17 protein-coding genes and 1 rRNA gene are annotated in these 20,117 nt (G+C 71.0%); 11 read left to right on the forward strand and 7 right to left on the reverse strand.

Features of this window, described 5'->3' with window-relative positions:
- Positions 1-17: 17 nt before the first annotated feature.
- Together ABD481_RS40075 and ABD481_RS40080 are read left to right on the forward strand one after the other, a co-directional pair.
- Positions 18-608, forward strand: coding sequence for a TetR/AcrR family transcriptional regulator (locus ABD481_RS40075; RefSeq protein ID WP_344671122.1), 591 nt, complete (start codon positions 18-20; stop codon positions 606-608).
- Between the two features lie 130 nt (positions 609-738).
- Positions 739-1,527 carry an SDR family oxidoreductase gene (locus ABD481_RS40080; protein WP_344671123.1) on the forward strand — a complete coding sequence of 263 codons (789 nt, stop codon included), beginning with the start codon at positions 739-741 and terminating at the stop codon, positions 1,525-1,527.
- 121 nt (positions 1,528-1,648) lie between these two features.
- Here the strand turns inward: ABD481_RS40080 and ABD481_RS40085 are convergent, their stop codons facing one another.
- From ABD481_RS40085 to ABD481_RS40095, 3 genes are all read right to left on the reverse strand, one after another.
- Complete coding sequence (locus tag ABD481_RS40085) at positions 1,649-3,940, reverse strand: jacalin-like lectin (RefSeq protein WP_344671124.1); 2,292 nt, start codon at positions 3,938-3,940, stop codon at positions 1,649-1,651.
- Positions 3,941-3,961: 21 nt separating this feature from the next.
- Positions 3,962-4,975: a Tat pathway signal protein gene (locus ABD481_RS40090; protein ID WP_344671125.1), complete on the reverse strand. Its 1,014-nt coding sequence runs from the start codon at positions 4,973-4,975 to the stop codon at positions 3,962-3,964.
- Between the two features lie 449 nt (positions 4,976-5,424).
- Positions 5,425-5,829, reverse strand: a complete 405-nt coding sequence (locus ABD481_RS40095; protein WP_344671126.1) for a PPOX class F420-dependent oxidoreductase — start codon at positions 5,827-5,829, stop codon at positions 5,425-5,427.
- A gap of 96 nt (positions 5,830-5,925) precedes the next feature.
- Here ABD481_RS40095 and ABD481_RS40100 point away from each other — a divergent pair, with 96 nt between their 5' ends.
- Together ABD481_RS40100 and ABD481_RS40105 are read left to right on the forward strand one after the other, a co-directional pair.
- Positions 5,926-6,609 (forward strand): TetR/AcrR family transcriptional regulator, encoded by a 684-nt coding sequence (locus ABD481_RS40100; RefSeq protein ID WP_344671127.1) that lies wholly within the window; start codon positions 5,926-5,928, stop codon positions 6,607-6,609.
- The gene (locus tag ABD481_RS40105; RefSeq protein ID WP_344671128.1) at positions 6,606-7,583 is read left to right on the forward strand and encodes an NADP-dependent oxidoreductase; all 978 of its coding nucleotides are present in this window, start codon (positions 6,606-6,608) and stop codon (positions 7,581-7,583) included. Before ABD481_RS40100 ends, ABD481_RS40105 begins: the two co-directional genes overlap by 4 nt.
- A gap of 113 nt (positions 7,584-7,696) precedes the next feature.
- Here ABD481_RS40105 and ABD481_RS40110 read toward each other — a convergent pair whose 3' ends face one another.
- Positions 7,697-8,317, reverse strand: a complete 621-nt coding sequence (locus ABD481_RS40110; protein ID WP_344671129.1) for a DUF6215 domain-containing protein — start codon at positions 8,315-8,317, stop codon at positions 7,697-7,699.
- A 144-nt stretch (positions 8,318-8,461) separates the two neighbouring features.
- Here ABD481_RS40110 and ABD481_RS40115 point away from each other — a divergent pair, with 144 nt between their 5' ends.
- From ABD481_RS40115 to ABD481_RS40145, 7 genes are all read left to right on the forward strand, one after another.
- Positions 8,462-9,709, forward strand: coding sequence for a hypothetical protein (locus ABD481_RS40115; protein WP_344671130.1), 1,248 nt, complete (start codon positions 8,462-8,464; stop codon positions 9,707-9,709).
- 78 nt (positions 9,710-9,787) lie between these two features.
- Positions 9,788-10,756, forward strand: a complete 969-nt coding sequence (locus ABD481_RS40120) for an MBL fold metallo-hydrolase (protein WP_344671131.1) — start codon at positions 9,788-9,790, stop codon at positions 10,754-10,756.
- Positions 10,757-10,967: 211 nt separating this feature from the next.
- A complete protein-coding gene (locus ABD481_RS40125; protein ID WP_344671140.1) occupies positions 10,968-11,600 on the forward strand; it encodes a pyridoxamine 5'-phosphate oxidase family protein in 633 nt (210 codons plus the stop codon).
- Positions 11,601-11,643: 43 nt separating this feature from the next.
- Entirely contained in the window at positions 11,644-12,081 is a 438-nt protein-coding gene (locus ABD481_RS40130) for a VOC family protein (protein WP_344671132.1), read from the forward strand.
- Positions 12,082-12,108: 27 nt separating this feature from the next.
- Entirely contained in the window at positions 12,109-12,489 is a 381-nt protein-coding gene (locus tag ABD481_RS40135; RefSeq protein WP_344671133.1) for an RNA-binding S4 domain-containing protein, read from the forward strand.
- Between the two features lie 351 nt (positions 12,490-12,840).
- Entirely contained in the window at positions 12,841-13,674 is an 834-nt protein-coding gene (locus ABD481_RS40140) for an ABC transporter ATP-binding protein (protein ID WP_344671134.1), read from the forward strand.
- Between the two features lie 210 nt (positions 13,675-13,884).
- Complete coding sequence (locus tag ABD481_RS40145; protein ID WP_344671135.1) at positions 13,885-14,991, forward strand: branched-chain amino acid ABC transporter permease; 1,107 nt, start codon at positions 13,885-13,887, stop codon at positions 14,989-14,991.
- Between the two features lie 16 nt (positions 14,992-15,007).
- Here ABD481_RS40145 and ABD481_RS40150 read toward each other — a convergent pair whose 3' ends face one another.
- The 3 genes from ABD481_RS40150 to rrf form a co-directional block, all read right to left on the reverse strand.
- Positions 15,008-16,540, reverse strand: a complete 1,533-nt coding sequence (locus ABD481_RS40150) for an aldehyde dehydrogenase family protein (RefSeq protein ID WP_344671136.1) — start codon at positions 16,538-16,540, stop codon at positions 15,008-15,010.
- Between the two features lie 619 nt (positions 16,541-17,159).
- Complete coding sequence (locus tag ABD481_RS40155; RefSeq protein WP_344671137.1) at positions 17,160-18,203, reverse strand: hypothetical protein; 1,044 nt, start codon at positions 18,201-18,203, stop codon at positions 17,160-17,162.
- A gap of 1,790 nt (positions 18,204-19,993) precedes the next feature.
- Positions 19,994-20,110, reverse strand: a 5S ribosomal RNA gene (gene rrf / locus ABD481_RS40160).
- Between the last annotated feature and the right edge of the window lie 7 nt (positions 20,111-20,117).

Raw genomic sequence — 20,117 nt, forward strand, 5'->3', positions numbered from 1 at the left:
CAACTACAGTCCTTCCCATGGGCCGCCCGAAGACCTTCGAACCCGACGACGTCATCGAGCGCGCGATGCAGACCTTCTGGACGCGCGGCTACGCCGCCACCTCCCCCGCCGACCTCGCCGAGGCCACCGGCGTGGGCAAGGGGAGCCTGTATCACGCCTTCGGGTCCAAGCGGGACCTCTTCAGCAAGGCGCTGGAGTGCTACAGCCGACTCGGCGAGGAAATGACCGAGGATCTCCTGAACCGGCCCGGAACCGCCAAGGAACGGATCCGCGCCTACATAAGGGCCCTGGTCGACGCCGACCTCGACGGGCCGGTCCGCCGAGGCTGTCTGGCGGCGAACACCGCGCTGGAGCTCGCGGGGCGGGATCCGGAGGCGGAGCGGACCGTGCGGCGGATCGCCGAACGCGTCGTGGACCTCATCGAGGCCCGGATCGAGCTCGGCAAGCGGGACGGGGACGTGGCGGCGGACGTCGACGCGCGGGTTCAGGCCCTGCTGGTCCAGAACACCGTCTCGGGGCTGCGGATCATGGCCTGCGGCTTCGAACGGTCGACGCTCTACGCCGTCATCGACGCCTCGGTGGCCGGTATCCGGCAGCCCGCTGTTTAGCCGCCCGGCATCCGACAGCCGGCCGAAACCAGCTCATCCAGCTTGCGAGGAGCCCGCTCGACCACCCCCGGAGTCCGGGTGGCTTTTTCACGCCCTAATTGTTGACCTAGAGTTCAAGAAAGTGGGAGTCATGGATCTCGGCATCAGTGGGAAGACCGCCCTGGTCACCGGGGCCAGCCGGGGAATCGGGCTGGCCGTCGTGCAGCTGCTGGCGGCGGAGGGAGTGCGGGTGGTCGGCGCGGCCCGCACGTCGAACCCGGAATTGGAGAAGGCGGCCGTGGCCACCGTCCAGACGGACCTCGCGACCCGGGACGGCGCCACGGCAGCGGTCGAACAAGCGGTGGCGGCCCTCGGCGGCCTGGACTTCCTCGTGAACAACGTCGGAGGCGGCGACCCCTCCGGCATCACCATCGGCTCCTTCCTGGACGTCGAGGACGACCAGTGGCGCCACTTCATGGACCTCAACCTCTACAGCGCGGTCTGGACGACGCGTGCCGCCCTGCCGAGCCTGTTGGAGCGGCGAGGCGCGATCGTGAACGTCTCCTCGATCAACGGCCGCGTCCCCACCGGCTCCCCGGTCGGCTACGCCGAGGCCAAGGCGGCGCTGAACCAGCTGGGCAAGCGCCTCAGCGAGGAGCTGGCGCCGCGGGGCGTGCGCGTCAACACCGTGTCGCCGGGCCCGGTGTCGACCCCGCTGTGGACCTCCGCGGACAGTTTCGGCACGAAGGTCGCCGAGGCCATGGGCCTGTCCCAGACCGAGATGCTGGACGCGCTCCCGCAGACCTTCGGCGCCTCGTCGGGGCGGGTGTCCACGGCCGAGGAGGTCGCCGACCTGGTGGCGTTCCTGCTGTCCGAGCGCGCGGCGAACGTCCACGGCACGGACAGCGTCATCGACGGCGGGATCCTCAAGGCGGCCTGACCGGACCGGTCGCACAGCGGGACTGGAAAGAGGCGTGCGCCGGCCACCGACGGCGCACGCCTCGTCCTGCGAGTGAGCGAGCGAATCCGCTATTGCTACTGCCGCTCGCTATACCGAACGGCTAGCGGACGACGATCCCCACGGACCCCAGGCACTGCGACGCCCCGTTGTTCGCCGAGGCCACCGTCCCGAAGAATCCCAGCACCTGCTGCGTCGCCGGCCGCGGTGCCCGCAGGTCGAACGTTCGCGGGCCGGACACAGCGATGTCCGATCCGAACACCTCGCTGACCGCGCCGCTCCTGCGGTGGAACTGGAGCTTGTTGACGTAGACGCCGCCGTACCAGGACCCCCACTCCCCCGAGATCCCGATCAGCGGATCGACCTCGTCGAACGTCACCGTCGTCAGGGCGGCGCTGCCGACCGGCACCCCGGTCCCGCCGCGGATCGCGTCGACGGTGCCGTTCGCGTGGGTGGCGTGGATCCCGTCGATGATCTCGCCGTGGTAGACGTCGATCTTCGAGATCCGCTGGGCGCCGGCGGTGTCGTCGAACGGGCTGCCGCCGCCTCCGGCCGGCCCGAGCCGCGTGCTGATCGACCCGCTGTTGCGCGCGTGCGGGCCCGCGTACTTCCACAGCGGCGCCCAGTACACGTTCAGCAGTTCGCCGACCGCCTCCGGGCCCTCGATCAGGTAGTTGAACTCCGACAGCGAGCCCGGATAGAGGTTGTCGGACCCGACGACGTACGCCTCGTCGTCGATGATCATCAGCTTGGCGTGGTTGCCGGGCGCCGACGGCACCTTCGAATAGATGTAGCCGCTCGCGTTGAGCACCGACAGCGCCGCGCTGCCGATCACGCCGTGGCTCGGGGGCTTCTCGCTCAACGGCGGCTGCTTGAGCGTGGCGGTGTAGCCCTCCGGCGACAGGCCGGGCCACTTGTAGGTCTCGCCTTCGACCGTGCTCGTCGCCGGCACGGCGTCGGTGTAGTACAGCGGAGCGACGAACAGCCTGCTCAGCGCCTCGGCCCGGGCGCCGTCCGGGTCCGGGAGCACCGCGTCGCTCTGGACGTCGTGGGTCATGTAGTACTGCATGAGGTCGTAGGTGCGCACCGCGCCCGAACCGAACGAGTACTGATCGCCCTCCGCACCGGCGCCGGCGTCCAGCGGAGACACCACGACCTGCACGGTCAGCGCCTTGTTCGCCAGCAGCGCCTGGATGAGCCACTGGCAGACCACGTGGTCCGACCAGTTCTTCTTCCACGCGCTGACCAGGTCCATCTGCGACATCTTGATGCTGTGCTTGGCCCCGAGGATGAGCTGCTGCTTCATCAGCTCGGAGGCGTTCTGGAAGTCGGTGCTGCCGCGCCAGTACTTCCCGACCGCCAGCATCCCGGTGGCCGGCTTGTACTCGTCGAGCCCGGAGTAGGACGGATGCACGACCCGCAGCGGGAAGCAGTCCTGAGTGAACTCGGGAAGCTGTTGCAGGTCCTGGGAGCGGATGTCGGTCGGCGGCTTGGGCGGCGGCGCGGGCTCCTCCAGCTTGGGGCCGGAGTCATGCCAGTGCACGATCTCGGTCTGCCGGGTCGTCACATAGGCGGCGGCGCGGGTCCTGATGAGCGGGTTGTCCGGCCGGGACTTGGCAGGATCCCGGCTGTTCCACACCACCTTCACCGGGTCCATCTGCTCCTGGCTCAGCAGATCGCTGCCGCAGGCCCACAGCTGGTCCAGGTAGCCCTGCGCGCCGGCCGCGGCCGGGCCGTGGACCACCACGGACATGTCGTGGACCGGCGGATAGCTGCGGAACAGGTCCATGTTCAGGTTGTGGCCGCCGGCCAGCGCCTCGATGCTGTCGGCGACCACGATCTTGGAGTGGTTCCACGTCATCTTGGTGTCGTCGCTGCCGAAGATGCCGTCGCCGCCGAACACCTTCCACTGCAACGCCGACAGGATGCCTTCTTGCAGCCGGTAGAACCGGCCCAGCCAGATGTCCGGCACCTTCTCCCAGTACCGCGACCGGTCCCGCACCAGGCGGACCAGCGCCTGTTTGAACAGGGTGTAGTTGGTCGGCTCGCCGACCGGCACCATCGGCGTCTGGCCGAACAGGAAACGGAACTGCGTGGGGTAGTCCCGGTTCAGCCGCAGGCTCAGCGAGGTGTCCATGGCGCCGAGGATGATGCCGCCCCAGTCCGGGTCCGGGCAGTTCAGCGACGCGATGTCGCACCGGAACTCGGTCTTCTGGACGATCTCCTCCAGCGCCGTCTCGAACTCGCCCTGCCGGACGAACGCCTGGGGCATGATGGCGGACCCGAACGGTTGGCCCCAGACCCTGGGGGTGTCCATGAGCCGCAGGTAGTTGCGGCCGCTGCGCTGGCTGTAGTGACCCTGGACCCGCTGCTGGACACTGTCGATCTCACTCATGGCTTCCTCCCTCGCCCACTCCTACAGAAAGGTCCAGTTGACCCAGCCGGCGCCGGTGCGCGCGGCGGTGACGGGGTACGGCTGCCGATACGGCGGGTCGCCGACCACGTCCTCCAGGTAGTAGGTGTTCCAGGGCAGCCGCCCGGAGATCGAGGAGACCTGCCGCACGTAGGGCCGCCCGGGCTTGACGCTGTCCCGCAGCGGGCCGCCGCCCATGGTGTCGAACTGGGCGTGGTCCAGGTTGATCTCCTGCCGCAGCAGCAGCGCGCCGGCGTCGACCGCCGACTTCACCAGGAAGGCGGTGCCCCAGCTGGTGAGGTAGGACCGGGCCAGCCGGTAGACCAACTGCCCGACCCGCGCGGCGCTCGCGCTGACCTTCGCCGGGTCGTACTGGCCGTCGCTGGTCGCGTTCCCGGCGACGGTGCCGTGCCGTCCGCGGCAGGCGTAGAGGCGGTAGCCGGCGGGCTGGGCGGCGCCGTTCTTGGGCGCGGCCAGCGGATCGGCGAGCTGGTAGTTGTCGGCCAGCGCGGACCAGCTGCCGCCGAGGGTCGGGGTGGCGGTGCTGCCGGCCATCTTCGCGTTGGGGCGCGGCACCACGCCGTTGAAGCCGGTGTCGAGGTGGTCCCACGCGGTGACGCCGACGTACTCGACGACGTTCGGCGGCAGCTGGGTGAGGATCCCGTACCAGTTGCCCGGACCCGGGACCGGGTCGATGGCGAGGATCCGCACCGGGACGTCCTTCGGGCCGTAGGCGTACAGGAACCACGCGGCCATGACGCACTCCACCGCGCCCCGGCTGTGCCCGATGAAGTTGTAGGACTGCGCCCCGCTGCGGGCCGCGAGATTCGCGCCGTGCAGCGCCAACGCCGCCGCGTCCCACCCGGAGACCTGCGACAGCGTCGAACGCTGGTCGCCACCGGAGTACTTCTGCGTGTCGCCGAGCAGATCGCTGGGCACCCTCAGCGGTCCGGTCAGCACCAACGGCTCGCTGGCGTCCCGCGGCGCGGCCCAGTCGTTCTCCCCGACACCACGCACCGTGACGCTCGGACTAGTGGCGTGCAGACTGCCGGAGATCTCTTTGTGAATACGGACCGGAATATAGCCCGCCTCAGCACTGTAGATCGCTTTGTCGCTACCGCTCCGCGTCGCCTCACCCTCATCCCGCGTGCATGAAGTTCCGCAAAAGCACACGGTGAACACAGCGCTCATAGAATCCCTCCCGTCCCCCGGGCAGGCCCTTACCCACCACGCCCGGAGCGTAACTCGGCGCATTGAGCCGCACCAGACATCGACTACTGATTTTCTTCCTGATATACGCGGCAGGATATTCAGGGATTTGGCGTCGAGTCCGGGGCTTTAGAGCGACGGGATATGCCTATTGAGTTATCGCGCCAGAATGTGCGGAGAAGCGACACGGCGGAGCGGGATAAAAGCCTTGAGGAGGAGGAGCTTACCCCTAGTTCCGTCGCCGATCGGGCCGCCCCTCACCGCTCGACGTCGCGCTTCCCGGCGGCCGGGTTGCCGGGGTCGACGCCGAAGCTGATGATCCGCTCGGGGTGCACGCGGATGATCGGGCCCGCGACGTTCGCCCGGGAGTCCACGGGGGCGTCGATCACCTCGGCGCGGCCCCGGATCTCCAGGCAGCGCACGGTCCACGGCTGGACGGAGGGGATGTCGTCGACGACGAAGGCCGCTTTGCCGTTCGCGGCGACGTTGCGGTACTTGCGGCTCGCGGCCATGGCGCGGCCGCCGATGTCGATCGTGCCGAGCTCGGTGTTCACGCCGAAGCCGACCGGGCTGACCTGGAGCGTGCCGTCCGGGTGCTGGGTGGCCAGGCGGCCCAGGCGCTGTTGGTGCAGGTAGGCCAGTTCGGCTTCGGTGAAGGTCATGGCGGGACTCCTGGTTCGGTCGGCAGCGGTCGGCAGCGGTCGGCAGCAGTCAGTGGCTGTTGTCATTCATTCAATTGAATAATGTAGCCTGGTGGCGTGTCCACCGCAGCCGAACCAGCCGAACCCACCGAGCCACCCCCCACCGAGCCACCCCCCGCCGAAACACCGCCGTCGCCGCGCCGGGCCGCCCCGGAGCAGTCCGCACGTCGCACGTCGGCCCGGACCAGGGAGAAGATCCTGGACGCCGCCGTGGCCGAGTTCGGGGCGAAGGGCTTCGCCGGGGCGCGGACCGCCGAGATCGCGGCCCGGGCCGGGGTGAACCAGCAGCTCATCGCCTACCACTTCGGCGGCAAGCAGGGCCTGCTCGACGAGCTCCGGGCCCGCTGGGCCGCCACCGAGGGAGCGTCCCGGCCGGCCGGGACCCTGGCCGAGTCGGTGCGCGCCTACCTCGACCTGACGCTCGACCGGCCGGACTGGTCGCGGCTGGTGGTCTGGCGCGCGCTCGGCGACGCCTCCGACAGCCCGCCGGACGAGCAGGCCGGGCGGCTGCGCGCGGCCGTCGACCGCTTCCGGGACCGCCAGGCCGACGGCGAGATCGCCGACGACCTCGACCCGGCCTTCGCCCTCCTGCTCTGTTACGCCCTGACGTTCGCGCCGATCGCCCTGCCGCACTTCGTGCGCGACGTCACCGGCCTGGACCCCCTCTCGGCGGAGTACCGCGACCGGTGCGCCGCCGAGATCGTCAAGCTCCTCACTCCTCGTGAAAGGCCCACAGCATGAGCTCCGCGATCGTGTTCACCGAGTACGGCGGCCCCGAAGTCCTGCGCCTCGTCGACGCCGAACCACCCGCGCCCGCCGCCGGCCAGGTCCGGATCCGGGTGCACGCCGCCGGCCTCCAGCCCGCCGACTCGCTGCTGCGCAGCGGCCGCTTCCGCACGTTCATGCCCGCCCGCTTCCCCCAGCGGGTCGGCAACGAGCTGGCGGGTGTGGTCGAGGCGGTCGGTCCGGACGTCGACGGATGGCAGATCGGCGCGGCGGTCCTGGGTCCGGCAGCAGCCCCCGGCGCCCACGCCGAGTACGCCCTCGCCGACGCCGCCCAGCTCGTGGCCAAGCCCGCCGACCTGCCGTGGAGCCAGGCCGGGGCGCTGTCCGCGTCCGGGCAGACCGCCGCGACCTGCCTGTTCGACCTCGGCATCGGCGAAGGCGGCGGGAACGGCGAAGGCGTCGGCAAGAACATCGGCGAGGGCGACACGGTCCTGATCCACGGCGCCGCCGGCGGCGTCGGAAGCATGGCGGTCCAGATCGCCGCCGCACGCGGAGCCCGCGTCATCGGCACGGCCTCGGAGCGCAACCACGAGTTCCTGCGCGACCTCGGCGCCGTCCCCGTCGTCTACGGCCCCGGCCTCGCCGAGCGGGTCCGCCAAGCCCTCGGCGCCGCCGCCGGCTCCACCCCCGTCGACGCCGCCTTCGACACCGCCGGGACCGACGACGCCCTGAGCGCCTCGGTCGAACTGGTCGCCGACCGGTCCCGGATCGGCACGGTCGCCGCCGCGGCCGACGTCGAGCGGTACGGAATCCGCCGCCTGAGCACCCGCAGGTCGGCCGAGCAGCTGCGAAGCCTGGTGGCGCTGACGGAGGCCGGACGGCTGAAGGTCTCCGTGCAGCAGACCTTCACGCTTGAGCAGGCGGTGGAGGCCTACAAGGAACTGGACGGCGGGCATGTCCGCGGGAAGCTCGTGTTCGTGATGCCCTGAGCTCGGCAGACGGCCTGCGTTTCCCCGACCTTGTGTTTTCCCGGCACCTTGAGTTTCCCCGACCTTGAGTTTCCCCAGCACCTTGAGTTTCCCCGGCGCCGGCGGTTCGGCCGTCAGGACCGCCAGTCCGGCAGCGTGGGCAGCACCTTCTCCGCGATGGCCGTCGAGAGCCGCAGGCTCTCCTCCTTGCCCAGCGGCGACCGGTCGTTCGAGATGAGCACCGAGTAGGTCCCGGCCCCGCTGTCGGCCGCGTCCCACGCGGCCTCGACGGTCCAGGACTGCTCCCCGTTCGTCGTCGTCGTGAACCAGTCGGCCCGATGGCCGCCCACCGTGAGCTTCCCGCCGCCCTCCATCTCGGTCAGCGGGAAGCCGCGGTAGCGCACGATCGCCACGGAATAGGGCCCGACCTGCACCATCTCGTGGACGATGTCGTCCGACTCCCGGCTGCTGTCCGGCGCGCCGAACCACATCCCCTGCCGCGTCCGCTCACCGGGAACACCCAGGATCTCCGGCAGGCCGCCGTCGCTCAGCGCCACGCACAGCCGCGCGGCGGTGACGTCCAAGGCGTGCCGCGAGGTCGTCGCGCAGGCCGAGCGCGGCTCCGCCGCACCGGTCGTCCGTCCCGACCACCACACTCCCCCGACGACCGCGCCCACCCCGAGCGCTCCCACCGCAGCTGCCGCCACCACTGTCCGCTGCTTCCCCAACGCGGTTCCCATCCCGTTCTGTGCCACGCCCGATGTCCCCGGCCCCCGGAGCCGGAGCATCATAGCGAGTCCGCACGCGCCGCCGCCTGCTGAATCAGAACACGAATTCACTTGTCCAGACCTCTCCGGCGCGCGTATGTTCGGGTCCGCCGTCGGACAAGGGAAGCCCACATGCTTCGCCGATCAGTCGTTCCCGCCACGGTGAGCGCCATAGCCGTCACCGCGGCCGCGGGTCTGCTGGCTCTCGCCATGGCCGCATGCCACGGCGGGGGCTCCGCCACCGCCAAGCCCGGCCCGCAGCCGAGTTACACCCCCGCTCCGCTGGCCGCGAAGCTCGCCGCCGTCACCGACCCCGGCGGACTGCCGCCCCAGGCCCGGTCGGTGACGGCCTTCGCCGTCCCGCAGCCGTGGAGCGTCGACGGGTTCGGGGTCCGCGCCGACGGCGACTACCTGGCGTTCAAGGCCACCGATCTGTCCGCTCCGATGGAGTCCCACGGCACCGACGGCGAGAAGCACTCCGAGATCTGGGTCGTCGACACCCGGTCCGGACAGCTGTACCGCTCGGCGAAGGTCGACCAGGGCATGGCCATCGCGAGCCTCTACGCCGGGGCCGGCTGGCTGCTGCGCGTGGAGTCGGCGCCGGACGCCGGCGGCGGCTGCGCCGACCCGGGCGACTGCTGGACGTGGAAGATCTACGCGCAGAAGCTGCCGGACGGCCGGCCGACGCTGCTGGAGCAGGCACCGCGACCGATGCGGCAGGCGATGGTCCCCTACATCTCCTCCGACGGCAAAGCCTTCGCATGGCAGCAGGGCCTGGACGACACGCACGGCGTCACCATGCTGTGGCGCCCCGGGCTGTGGCACCCCGGCGACGCCCACGCCACGCGCCTGGACACGTCGGACGAGGAGGCCCTCGTCACCATCGACGGCGACCACCTGTTCGAGGAGGTCCACCGTACCGGGGCCGACGGCGGGCCCGGCCCGTCGACCGTGTACCGGGAGGGCCTCGACGGCGGCGGGCGCGCCCAGGTCGCAAAGGTCACCTCCAGCTGCTGCGCCGCTGTCCACGCCTCGGCCCTGGCCTACTTCGGCGCCGGACGCGACCAGGCCGCCGGCCTGGACGTGCTGCGGATCGCCGCCGACGGCACCACCTCGACGACCCCGCTGGAGTCCATCGCCGGCAAGACCGAAGGGTTCTACTACGCGAGCTGGGTCGACACCGATCACCTGGTGGTCTCCTCCAGCGGCGGCACCCAGGTCGTCGACCTGGCGAGCCGCGGCGCCTTCACCTTCCCGACCGGGGACGCCGGGCAGACCACCGTCGCCGGGCACGCGGTCCGCACCGACGCCGGCCACGTCGAGGCGGTGGTCACGGACGGGAACAGCATGCGGGAGACCGTCGTGGAGATCGGGTTCTGAGTCGGCTTCCCGAGGGAATCTCAAGTCAGTGCTACGGTCCCCTGATGTCACCACTCGCCTAACGAACCTGGACCTTCCATGACGAATCTGGGCTCCGACGTCCACGAGATCGACACCCTCATGTCCGGCCACACCGGCATCACCGCCGGCTACGCCATCCTCGGCGAACACCCGGCGCTGATCGAGACCGGGACCGGCAAGTCGGCACCGGTCGTGCGGGACGCGCTGGCCGCACTGGGCGTGGGGCCGGCGGATCTGCGGACGATCGTCGTGACGCACATCCACCTGGACCACGCCGGCGGCGTCGGGGACCTGGCGGCGATGTTCCCGAACGCGGAGATCGTCGTGCACGCCTCGGGCGCGCGGCACCTGGTCGACCCCTCGCGGCTGATGGCCAGCGCGCGCCGGGTGTTCGGGTCGCTGATGGACGACGTGTTCGGGCCGCTGCTGCCGACCGAGGCGCACCGGGTGCGCGCGGTGGAGGACATCGGGTCGATCGACCTCGGCGGCGGCCGGCGGCTGGAGACCCACCACACGCCGGGGCACGCGCGGCACCACGTGGGGCTGATCGACTCGCTGACCGGCGACCTGTACGTCGGCGACGCCGCCGGGCTGTACATCCCGAGCGACGACCCGGACCAGCCGGGGGACGTGCGGCCCGGGACGCCGCCGCCGGACTTCGACCTGGAGCTGGCGGTGAACTCGCTGGAGAAGTTCCGCACGCTGCGGCCGACGCGGCTGCTGTTCAGCCACTACGGGCCGGTGCGCGACGTCGCCGACACCCTGGACCGGGCCGAGGAGGAGGTGCGGCTGTGGGTGGAGCTGGTGCGCGACGCCCGGAACAGCCGCCTGGACCTGGACCACGCCATCGAGATGGTGCGGGAGAAGACCGCCGCGCGGTATCCGGTCGAGCAGGCGAACGAGGCGACGTACACCAAGTTCGAGGAACTGTCGTCGTACGCGTCGAACATCGTCGGGATCAACCTGTACCTGAACAAGCAGGACGGGTGGGAGCACAGGATGGCGGACGCGGCGTCGGCGGGCTGATCTCGGGTCTTGGACCTGCTCTTGGTCTTAGTCTCGGTCTTGGTCTCGGATCTCGGATCGCGGCGGCGGCTACCCTGGACCTGGTCGGAAAACCGTACAAGCACCAGGGGAGGCCGCCGCCGTGACCGAGACCGCGCCGGGGAGCAGGACCGAGGACGCCGCCGCCGAAGCCGTCACCACCACCACCGAGGTTCGCAGCACCGCCACCGAGATCGCCGCCACCGAGGCCATCACCACCGTCGCCGAGCTCCGCGCCCTCCTCGGCGCCCCGATGGAGCGCGCCGTCAACAAGGAGCGCACCGCGCTGCTCCCGATCGACCGCCAGTGGCTGGCCGCCTCCCCGTTCTGCCTCGTCGCCACCTCCGACGCCGACGGCAACTGCGACGTCTCGCCCAAGGGCGACCCGGCCGGCTTCATCAAGGTCCTGTCCGACACCCGCGTGGCCGTCCCCGAGCGCCCCGGCAACCGCCGCGCCGACGGCTATCTCAACATCCTGAGCAACCCGCACGTCGGCCTGATCACCGTCGTCCCCGGCCGCTCCGAGACGCTGCGCATCAACGGCCGCGCCACCCTGGTCCGCGACGCCCCCTACTTCGACTCCATGACGGTCAAGGGCCACCGCCCGATCCTGGCCATCGAGGTCGACATCGAGCAGATCTTCTTCCACTGCGCGAAGTCGTTCATGCGCTCCAAGCTCTGGAAGCCGGAGACCTGGGAGCCGGAGCTGCTGCCGCACCACGCCGTCATCGTGAAGTCGGTGCAGCCGACCCGCGAAACGCTGGACGAGCTGTTCGAGTACTACGGCCCGAGCTACGAGGACAAGCTCTACGGCACCGCGAAGTAGCCGCCGAGCGGCACGTGTCGGTGCCATCGGCTAGCGTCGGGACATGGCACATACCTTCCAGATCGTGATCGACTGCGCCGACCCGCATCCGCTCGCCGACTGGTGGGCCGAGACCCTCGGCTGGGAGGTGGAGCCCTCCAACGAGGACTTCATCCGCCGGATGGTCGCCGAGGGCCAGGCCACCGAGGCCGACACCGCGACCCACCGCGGCGTCCTGGTCTGGCGCGAGGCCGCCGCGATCGTGCACCCCGACGGCAAGGCCGCCGGACCCGGCGCGCGTCTGCTGTTCCAGCAGGTCCCGGAGCCGAAATCGGTCAAGAACCGGGTCCACCTGGACCTGAACGTGGGTCCGGACCAGGTGGACAGCGAGCTGGAGCGGCTCACGGCGCGCGGTGCGACGTTCCTGTACCGGGAGCGGCAGGGGCCGATGGGCTGGGTCACCCTGACCGACCCCGAGGGGAACGAGCTGTGCCTGCATTGAGGGGCCCGGTCTGAGTAAAGTCGCCCCATGACCTCCGCCGACCCCGCCGCACCGGTCCGCGTGGACAGCTGGATCTGGTCGGTCCGGCTGACCAAGTCCCGCTCGCAGGCCGCCGACGCCTGCCGCGGCGGCCACGTGAAGGTGAACAACGAGAGCGTGAAGCCCTCGCACGTGGTGCGGATCGGCGACGAGGTCCGGGTGCGCCAGGACCAGCGCGAGCGCGTGGTGGTCGTCAGCAAACTGATCAGCAAGCGGGTCAGCGCCCCGGCCGCGGCCGAGTGCTACGTCGACAACAGCCCTGCGCCTCCGCCGCGTGAGCTGTCCGTGCCAGTGGCCCTGCGCGATCGCGGCGCGGGCCGGCCGACCAAGCGGGAGCGGCGGGACATGGACCGGCTGCGGGGTCGGTGAGGCGGTACGCCGGTCTTAATCGGTCCTGCCGGCCCTTTCGGGTCCTGCCAGCCCAGCCAGCCCTGCCAGCCCTGTCGGGTCCTGCCAGCCCGGTCGGGTCCTGCCGGTTCCGCCCGTTCCGCACGCTTCATGCGCATCCGCACCGCGCCCTGAACCTTCCTTGGCGCGAAACCGTTGTGGTCGGGTCCCGTTCGCTGCATCATCGCGAATAGGACCGTCAGCCCCTTTTGAACCTCCGGAACCGCTTGTCCCGCCGGAACCGCTTGAAGCGCCGGTGCCGCCACCACGCGCCAGGCACCCGCTTTCCCCCAGCCCTGCACTCCCGCGCTCGCCTCCCTTAAGGCCAGGGCCATGACCGCAGCCGGCAGCACCCTCCCTCCCCTGCTGGAACTCCGTGACGTCCGCGTGGCGTTCGGCGGCCTGACCGCGCTCGACGGCGTCAGCCTGAGCGTGCCGCGCGGCCGGGTCGTCGGCGTGATCGGGCCCGCCGGCGCCGGGAAGACGACGATGCTCGACGTCGTGTGCGGCCGGGTGCGGCCGACCTCCGGCGAGGTCCTGGTCCGCGGCATCTCGCTGCACGGGCACCGTCCGCAGCAGCTCGCGAGCCTGGGCGTGGCCCGCACGTTGCAGCGGCTCGGGCTGTTCAGCCACCTCACCGTCGCCGAGAACGTGATGGCCGGCGCGGTCCGGATGCCCCGGGCCGGATTCCTGCCCACACTGCTGGCCCTCCCCCGCGCCGACCGCCGCGAGCGCGCGCTACGAGCCAGGGCCCTGGCAGTCCTGGACCGCGTCGGTCTGGCCGACACCGCGGATCTGCTGCCCGGCCGACTCTCCCACGGGGACCAGAAGCGGGTCGTGCTGGCACGTGCCCTGATCGCCGAGCCCTCCCTGCTGCTGCTCGACGAGCCCGCCGCCGGCCTGTCCGCCGCCGAGATGAGCGAACTGTCGGCGCAGCTGGCGACGCTGCGGGCCGCCGACGCGCTGTCGGTGATGCTGGTCGAGCACCGCGTGGACTTCGCCATGGGGCTGTGCGACGACGTCGTGGTGCTCGACTCGGGGCGCCTCATCGCGCAGGGGCCGCCGGCCGTGGTGGCCCTGGGGGCCTTCGACGCCGACGGTGACGGTGACGGTGGTGGCGGCGGCGAGGCCGGTGACGCCGACGGTGACGAGGTCGCTCATGTCTGACGCGCCCGGACCGCCTCGGCCGCTCGGTCCGTCCCGTCCGCCCGGACCGCCTCGTCCACCGCGTCCACCGCGACCTCCCGACCCGTACGCGCCGCCCGACCCGTTCGAGGTCGGCGATCCGGCGGAACCGGTCGGACCGCCCGATCCGGCCGCCGGACCCGAGCCGCCCGCACCGTACGGCTTCTCCACACGCGGCGCGGAGCGGCAAGCATGAAAGCCGGCTCCGTTCACCGTGGCCCGGTCCGCAACGCTCACATCCGCCGCACCTTGTTCCCCGGCGTCCCGTTCCCCGCTGTTCTGCTCCGCAGCACCCTGGCCCGCCACACACTCGCCGGCGCCGCCGCGCTCGCCGCGCTGTACCTGCTCACCACGAACGTCGACGCCGGCGGTAATCACGAGATCGCGCAGGTCGCCGCACTGGCCTGTGCCGCAGCCGGTCTGACCGTGCTGGCCGGCCGCTCGGGGCAGCTCTCCCTGGGCCAAGGCGCGTTCATGGCCATCGGGGCCTACACCGCGGCGCAGCTTCTCAACCATCTGCGGTGGCCCGTGGCGGCCGTGATCGGCGCGGCGTGCGCCACCGCTGCTGGAAGCGGCTTGCTGGTCGGGATCCCGACCGTTCGGCTGCGGGGCTGGTTTCTAGCCGCCGCCACCTTGGTCTTCGCCGTCGGGCTGCCGCTGACCGCCGAACACACTCCACCGCTGACCACCCCGCCCGGCCTCGGTACCACGTTCCCGGTAGAGCGCTGGCAGGCATGGATCGCCGGCGGCACCGCGGTCGTCGTGTTCTGGCTGCTGGCCAACCTGGCCACGGGCGAGACCGGCCGCCGCTTCGGGGCGGTGCGCGACGACGAAGCCGCCGCCGCGCTGTCCGGACTACCCGTGGCGCGGATCCGGATCACGGCGTTCACGGTGGCAGCGGCGAGCGCAGGAGTGGGCGGCGCCTTGCTGGCGCTCAGCACCGCAACCGTGGCGCCGGGGAAGTTCACCCTGACGTTGTCGCTGCAACTGCTCACGGCGGTGATGCTGGGCTGCCCGGGTTCGCTGACCGGCGCCGCCGCGTGGTCGGCGCTGCTGGGGCTGCTGCCGGGGTGGCTGGACGACGTGTCGGGTACGGCCGCGTTCTCGCACGACATCGCTTCGAACCTGCCGATGGCGGTCTACGGCATAGCTCTGATCATCGCCGTAATCGCCTTCCCGCGCGGACTGCCCGATGCCCTGCGCCGCCTGCGCGGCTGGTTCTCGGACGCGCCCGGCCCCGGCACCGCCCCTGGCCCCGGCACCGAGGCCGACGCCGACGCCGACGCCGAGAACGTCTGAGACTCCCTACCCTCCGCTACTTCTTGCGGCCGTACCGGACCATGGCGTACTTCTCCAGGATCACTATGGTCTTCGGATTGCGGGCGAACGTCGTCGGCTCGAACGGGGTCGACCAGCGCCGCCGGGTGATCGCCTTCGGACGGGTGAACTCCCGCAGGCCGTCGGCGCCGTGGATGCGACCGAAGCCGGACTCGCCGACGCCGCCGAACGGCAGGCCGGGAATCCCGGCGAACGCGATGACGGCGTTGACCGAGGTCATGCCGCTGCGCAGGCGGCGGGCGACGGCCATGGCGCCGTTCCGGGCGTAGACGGAGGAGCCCAGGCCGTAGTCGGTGGCGTTGGCCAGGACGACGGCTTCCTCCAGATCCTTGACGCCCTTGACGGTGATCGTCGGACCGAACGTCTCTTCGCAGACCGCGCTGGCGTCTTCGGGGACGTCCACCAACACCGTCGGCTCCACATACGGCGCCTTCACCGCCTCCGCGCCGCCAACGATCGCGGTGGCTCCCTTGGCGATGGCGTCGTCGATATGACGGCGGACGATGTCGACCTGCGCGGGCATGGTCATCGGCCCGTAGGCGGCGTCCGGGCCGTCGCCGGGCTTGAGCGCCAGCTTCTGGATCCGCGCGGACAGCTCGGCGATGAACTTGTCCTTCACCGAGTCCACGACATACACCCGCTCGATCCCGACACACGTCTGCCCGGCGTTGGACATCGCACCCCACAGCGCGGCATCGGCGGCCTGCTCCAGGTTCGCGTCGGCGGCGACGATCATCGCGTCCTTACCGCCGCACTCCATCAACACCGGCGTCAACGACGGCGCACAGGCGGCCATCACCTTCCGCCCGGTCCGCGCACTCCCGGTGAACGCAATCTTGTCCACCCCGGACTGGCACAACGCCGCCCCGGTCTCCCCGGTCCCGGTGACCAGCCGCAGCACCTGATGCGGCGCATCCGGGTTGGCCCGCCCGAAGGCGTCCACAAGCCACTCACCGATCGCCGTCGTGTACTCCGAAGGCTTGAACACCACGGCGTTACCGGCGGCGAGCGCATAGGCGATCGACCCGACCGGAGTGAAGATCGGATAGTTCCACGGCCCGATGACCCCCACCACACCAAGCGGCTGATACTCCAAGCTCGCGGCATGGTTCGCCATCAACATGCCGGTACCCACCCGCCGCGAACGCAGCACCCTCCGCGCATGGCCCGCAGCCCACCCGATGTGCTCGACAGCCAGGAACACCTCCAGAAACGCATCATCCCGCGGCTTGCCATTCTCCCGATGCACCAGCGCGCACAACTCCTCCCGCCCGCGCGTAATGACACCGGCCCACCTGAGCAGCCGCCGCTCACGCTCGGCCCACGACAGCGCGCCCCACCAGCCCGCAGCCTGCCGCGCCTCGTCCACGACACCACGCACCCGCGCAGCGGTCATGACGGGAAAAGTAGCGACCTCACCACCACCGGCGGGGTCGTAGGAGACGAAACTAGGGACGTCCGAGTCGAGGACGCCGACAGCCCCGCCGCCGGCTGAACCCTGATCACTCATGGCTGACTGCCTCTTCCATACGAAGTGGGGATCGGAGGCTCCATCACTACCGACGAGTAACGTCGATGGTTCCGATCCTTCACCTGGAAGCCGCCCGGAGCAAGAGGCACGACCGCGATTCGCTGCGGGACGGCTGAGCTGTTCGGGTACGGAGACGCGAAACTGCCCGGCATGGGCAGTTGTTGAGGGCCGGCGATGGACCACTCGGGAATTCTGGTGCAGAGACACGAAACCGCCCGGCGCGCAGTCGCCAGGACTGGCGGCGGGCGGCGGGCGGCTCGGAGTGCTCCGCCTGAGGGGTTCCGGTTCCGGCGCAGAGATTCCGGTTCGCAGATTCCGGGGCGGAACGCGAAACCGCCCGGAGCTCGGTCATCGGACCGGCAACGGGCGGCTCGGGGCGTTCCGGCGCGGAAGTGCGAAACCGCCCGGCGCTCAGTCGTGGGACCGGCGACGGGCGGCTCGGGGTTCGGTGCCTTGGCACTGCTGCGCCGCGCTTTGGCACTCTGGCGCTTCGGCACTTCTGTGTTCGATCAAGCTCTTAGCTCAGGCTGTGACCGGGTCGAGAGCTGGCGACGCCGACTCAGCCTGAGCTTCGCGCTGCACGAAGTCTGCGCGGATGTCAGTCCGTGGCGGGATTGCGCTTCTTGGCCGGACCGGAGTCGGAGACCGTGTCGGAGTCGGCGCTCAGCTCGTCGCCCGCGTCCGGCTCGTCCTCATCATCCTCATCCTCGTCATCCTCATCGTCTTCATCGTCGAAGTCGTCTTCGTCGTCCTCGTCGTCGAACTCTTCGTCCTCGTCGTCGTCGAGCTCGTCGGCTTCGTCGTCATCGTCCTCGAAGTCGTCCTCGTCCTCGTCGTCGGCGTCCTCGGCGTCGTCGGCCTGGCCGTCGAGTTCCTCGTCCGGCTCCTCCTCCGACTCCTCCTCCGACTCGCCGTCCGTCTCCTCGTCGGCGTCAAGCTCGTCCTCGTACTCGTCGAAGGCGATGCCGTCGAGCTCGTCGACGCGTTCGGCGGCGTCGGTCAGGCCTTCGGAGTCGGCGTCGGCGGCGCGCATGAACCACTCGCGCGCGTCTTCCTGGCGCTCGGCGGCCAGCAGGGCCTCGGCGTAGGCGTAGCGCAGGCGGGCGGTCCACGGCTGGATCTTCGCCGGTGTCAGGTCCGCGCCCTGGAGCTGCACCACGGCGGCCTCGGGCTGCTCCATGTCCAGGCGCGCCCCGGCCGCGACCATCCGCAGCTCGATCTGCGTCTCCTTGTCGAGGGTCTTGGCCTCCGGCGCGGTCGCCATCGCCAGGGCCCGCTCCGGGCGGCCCAGCCCGCGCTCGCAGTCGGCCATCACGGCCCAGTGGTCGTTCGTCCCGGTGATCCGGCGCACCGTCCGCAGGTCGGCCAGCGCCTCGGAGTACCGGCCGGTCAGGTAGGCCGCCAGCCCGGCCGCCTCCCGCGTGGAGGCCAGACGCGGCGCCATCTTCATCGCGGTCCGGGCGTGCCGGTAGGCCAGCTCCGGGTCCTCGTCGAGGTTGCGCCCCGCCATCACCAGGTGCCCGGCGATGACCGACGCCTTCGACTTCAGCAGCTGCGCGAGCTCGTCCTGGATGTCCTTGTCGAGCTTGTCGATCGTGGCGTCATCCTCGATGACCAGCTCGTCCGGCTCCGCCTCGGCCACGAGCCCGGCGCTGCCCTCGACGTCGCCGAACGCGGCCGGCGCCGCCTCGAACTCCCGCTCGTCGGGAGCCGCACCCGGTCCGGAGCGACGGTCCTCGTAGCTGGGCCGCTCACGGTAGTCACGCGTGCGGCCACCATCACGGTCGCCGAAGCCACCCCGCGAACCGGAGCCCCCGCGGTCGAAGCCACGCTGCTCACGGTCGCCGGACCCACCACGGTCAAAGCCGCGCGGCTCACGGTCACCGGAACCCCTACGGTCGCCGAAGCCACCACGCGGACCCGAGCCGCCGCGGTCAAAGCCACGCTGCTCACGGTCGCCCGACCCACCACGGTCGAAGCCCCGCGAGTCCCGGTCACCGAAGCCGCCCCGCGAACCACCACGGTCCGAACCCCGCGAATCACGATCGCCGAAGCCCCGGCTGTCCCGACCGTCCCGACCGCCCGAGCCCGGCCGACCAGCGAACTCGCCTCGCGAGCCGGACCCGCTCCGGTCGAAGCTCCGCGAATCACGGTCGCCATAGCCACCGCGCGAACCGGAACCACCACGGTCGAACCCACGCGAGTCACGATCGCCGCGCGGAGCGGAGGAACCCCCGCGATCGAAGCCACCCCGCGAACCGGACCCATCACGGTCGAAACCGCGCGCGTCACGCTCACCACGCGGACCGGAAGCACCACGGTCGCCGAACCCACCCCGCGAGTCACGATCGCCGCGCGGAGCGGAGCCTCCGCGATCGAAACCACCCCGCGAGCCAGACCCATCGCGGTCAAAGCCGCGCGCGTCACGCTCACCACGCGGACCGGAAGCACCACGGTCGCCGAACCCACCCCGCGGACCGGAGCCACGCGAGTCGCGGTCACCATAGCCACCACGCGAGCCGGCACCGCGCGAATCACGATCGCCGAACCCACCGCGCGAGTCACGATCCCCATAACCGCCCCGGGAGCCGGAACCCTGCGAGTCACGGTTGCCATAGCCACCGCGCGAACCGCCGCCCTGCGAATCACGGTCGCCGTACCCACCGCGCGGACCGGAGCTCCGCGAGTCACGGTCTCCATAGCCACCCCGCGAACCCGACCCCTGCGAGTCACGATCGCCATAGCCGCCACGCGGACCGGAGCCCCGCGAATCACGGTCCCCATAACCGCCACGCGAGCCAGAACCACCTCGGTCGAAGCCACGCGAATCGCGGTCACCGGATCCACGTCCGTCCCGACTGCCGCCGGCACCGCCGCGTCCACCCGCGAAACCGCCGCGCGAGTCACCGCCGCCTGGCCGGTCGCCGTAGCCGCCACGCGAGTCGCGGTCGCCATAACCCCGGCTGCCGCCGGCCGGACGCGCACCGTAGCCACCGCCCCGGGAATCACGGTCACCCGAGCGGCCGTCACGCGGAGCCGGCCGGTCGCCGTACCCGCCACGCGCATCACGGTCGCCGTAGCCACCGCGGTTGCCGCCGGCCGGACGCGCACCGTAGCCGCCACCACCCCGCGAGTCGCGGTCACCGGAACGGTTGTCCCGTGAAGCCGGCCGGTCGCCGTAGCCACCGCGCGAGTCGCGGTCACGCTGCGGGGAGCGGTCGTCGCCGGAGCGTCGGTTGTCGCCGCCGCGAGGCGCCTGACCCCGCTCGCGGTCCCGGTCGGAGCGGCCCGGGCGACGGTCCGATGATGGTGACATGAGATGCGCTCCTGTTCCTGTTATGAGTACGGTCCATCCTCCCGCAACGCGGAAGAAAGGGCCAAACGCAGCGAAGCCCCCTCCGGGTGATCCCGGAGGGGGCTTCGTGAAATTTAGTCCGGCCGCGTCCTACTCTCCCACCAGGTCCCCCTGGCAGTACCATCGGCGCTGGCGGGCTTAGCTTCCGGGTTCGGAATGGAACCGGGCGTTTCCCCGCCGCCATGGCGGCCGTAACACCTT

This window comes from Catenulispora yoronensis (genome assembly GCF_039531695.1).
Classification (GTDB): Bacteria; Actinomycetota; Actinomycetes; order Streptomycetales; family Catenulisporaceae; genus Catenulispora; species Catenulispora yoronensis.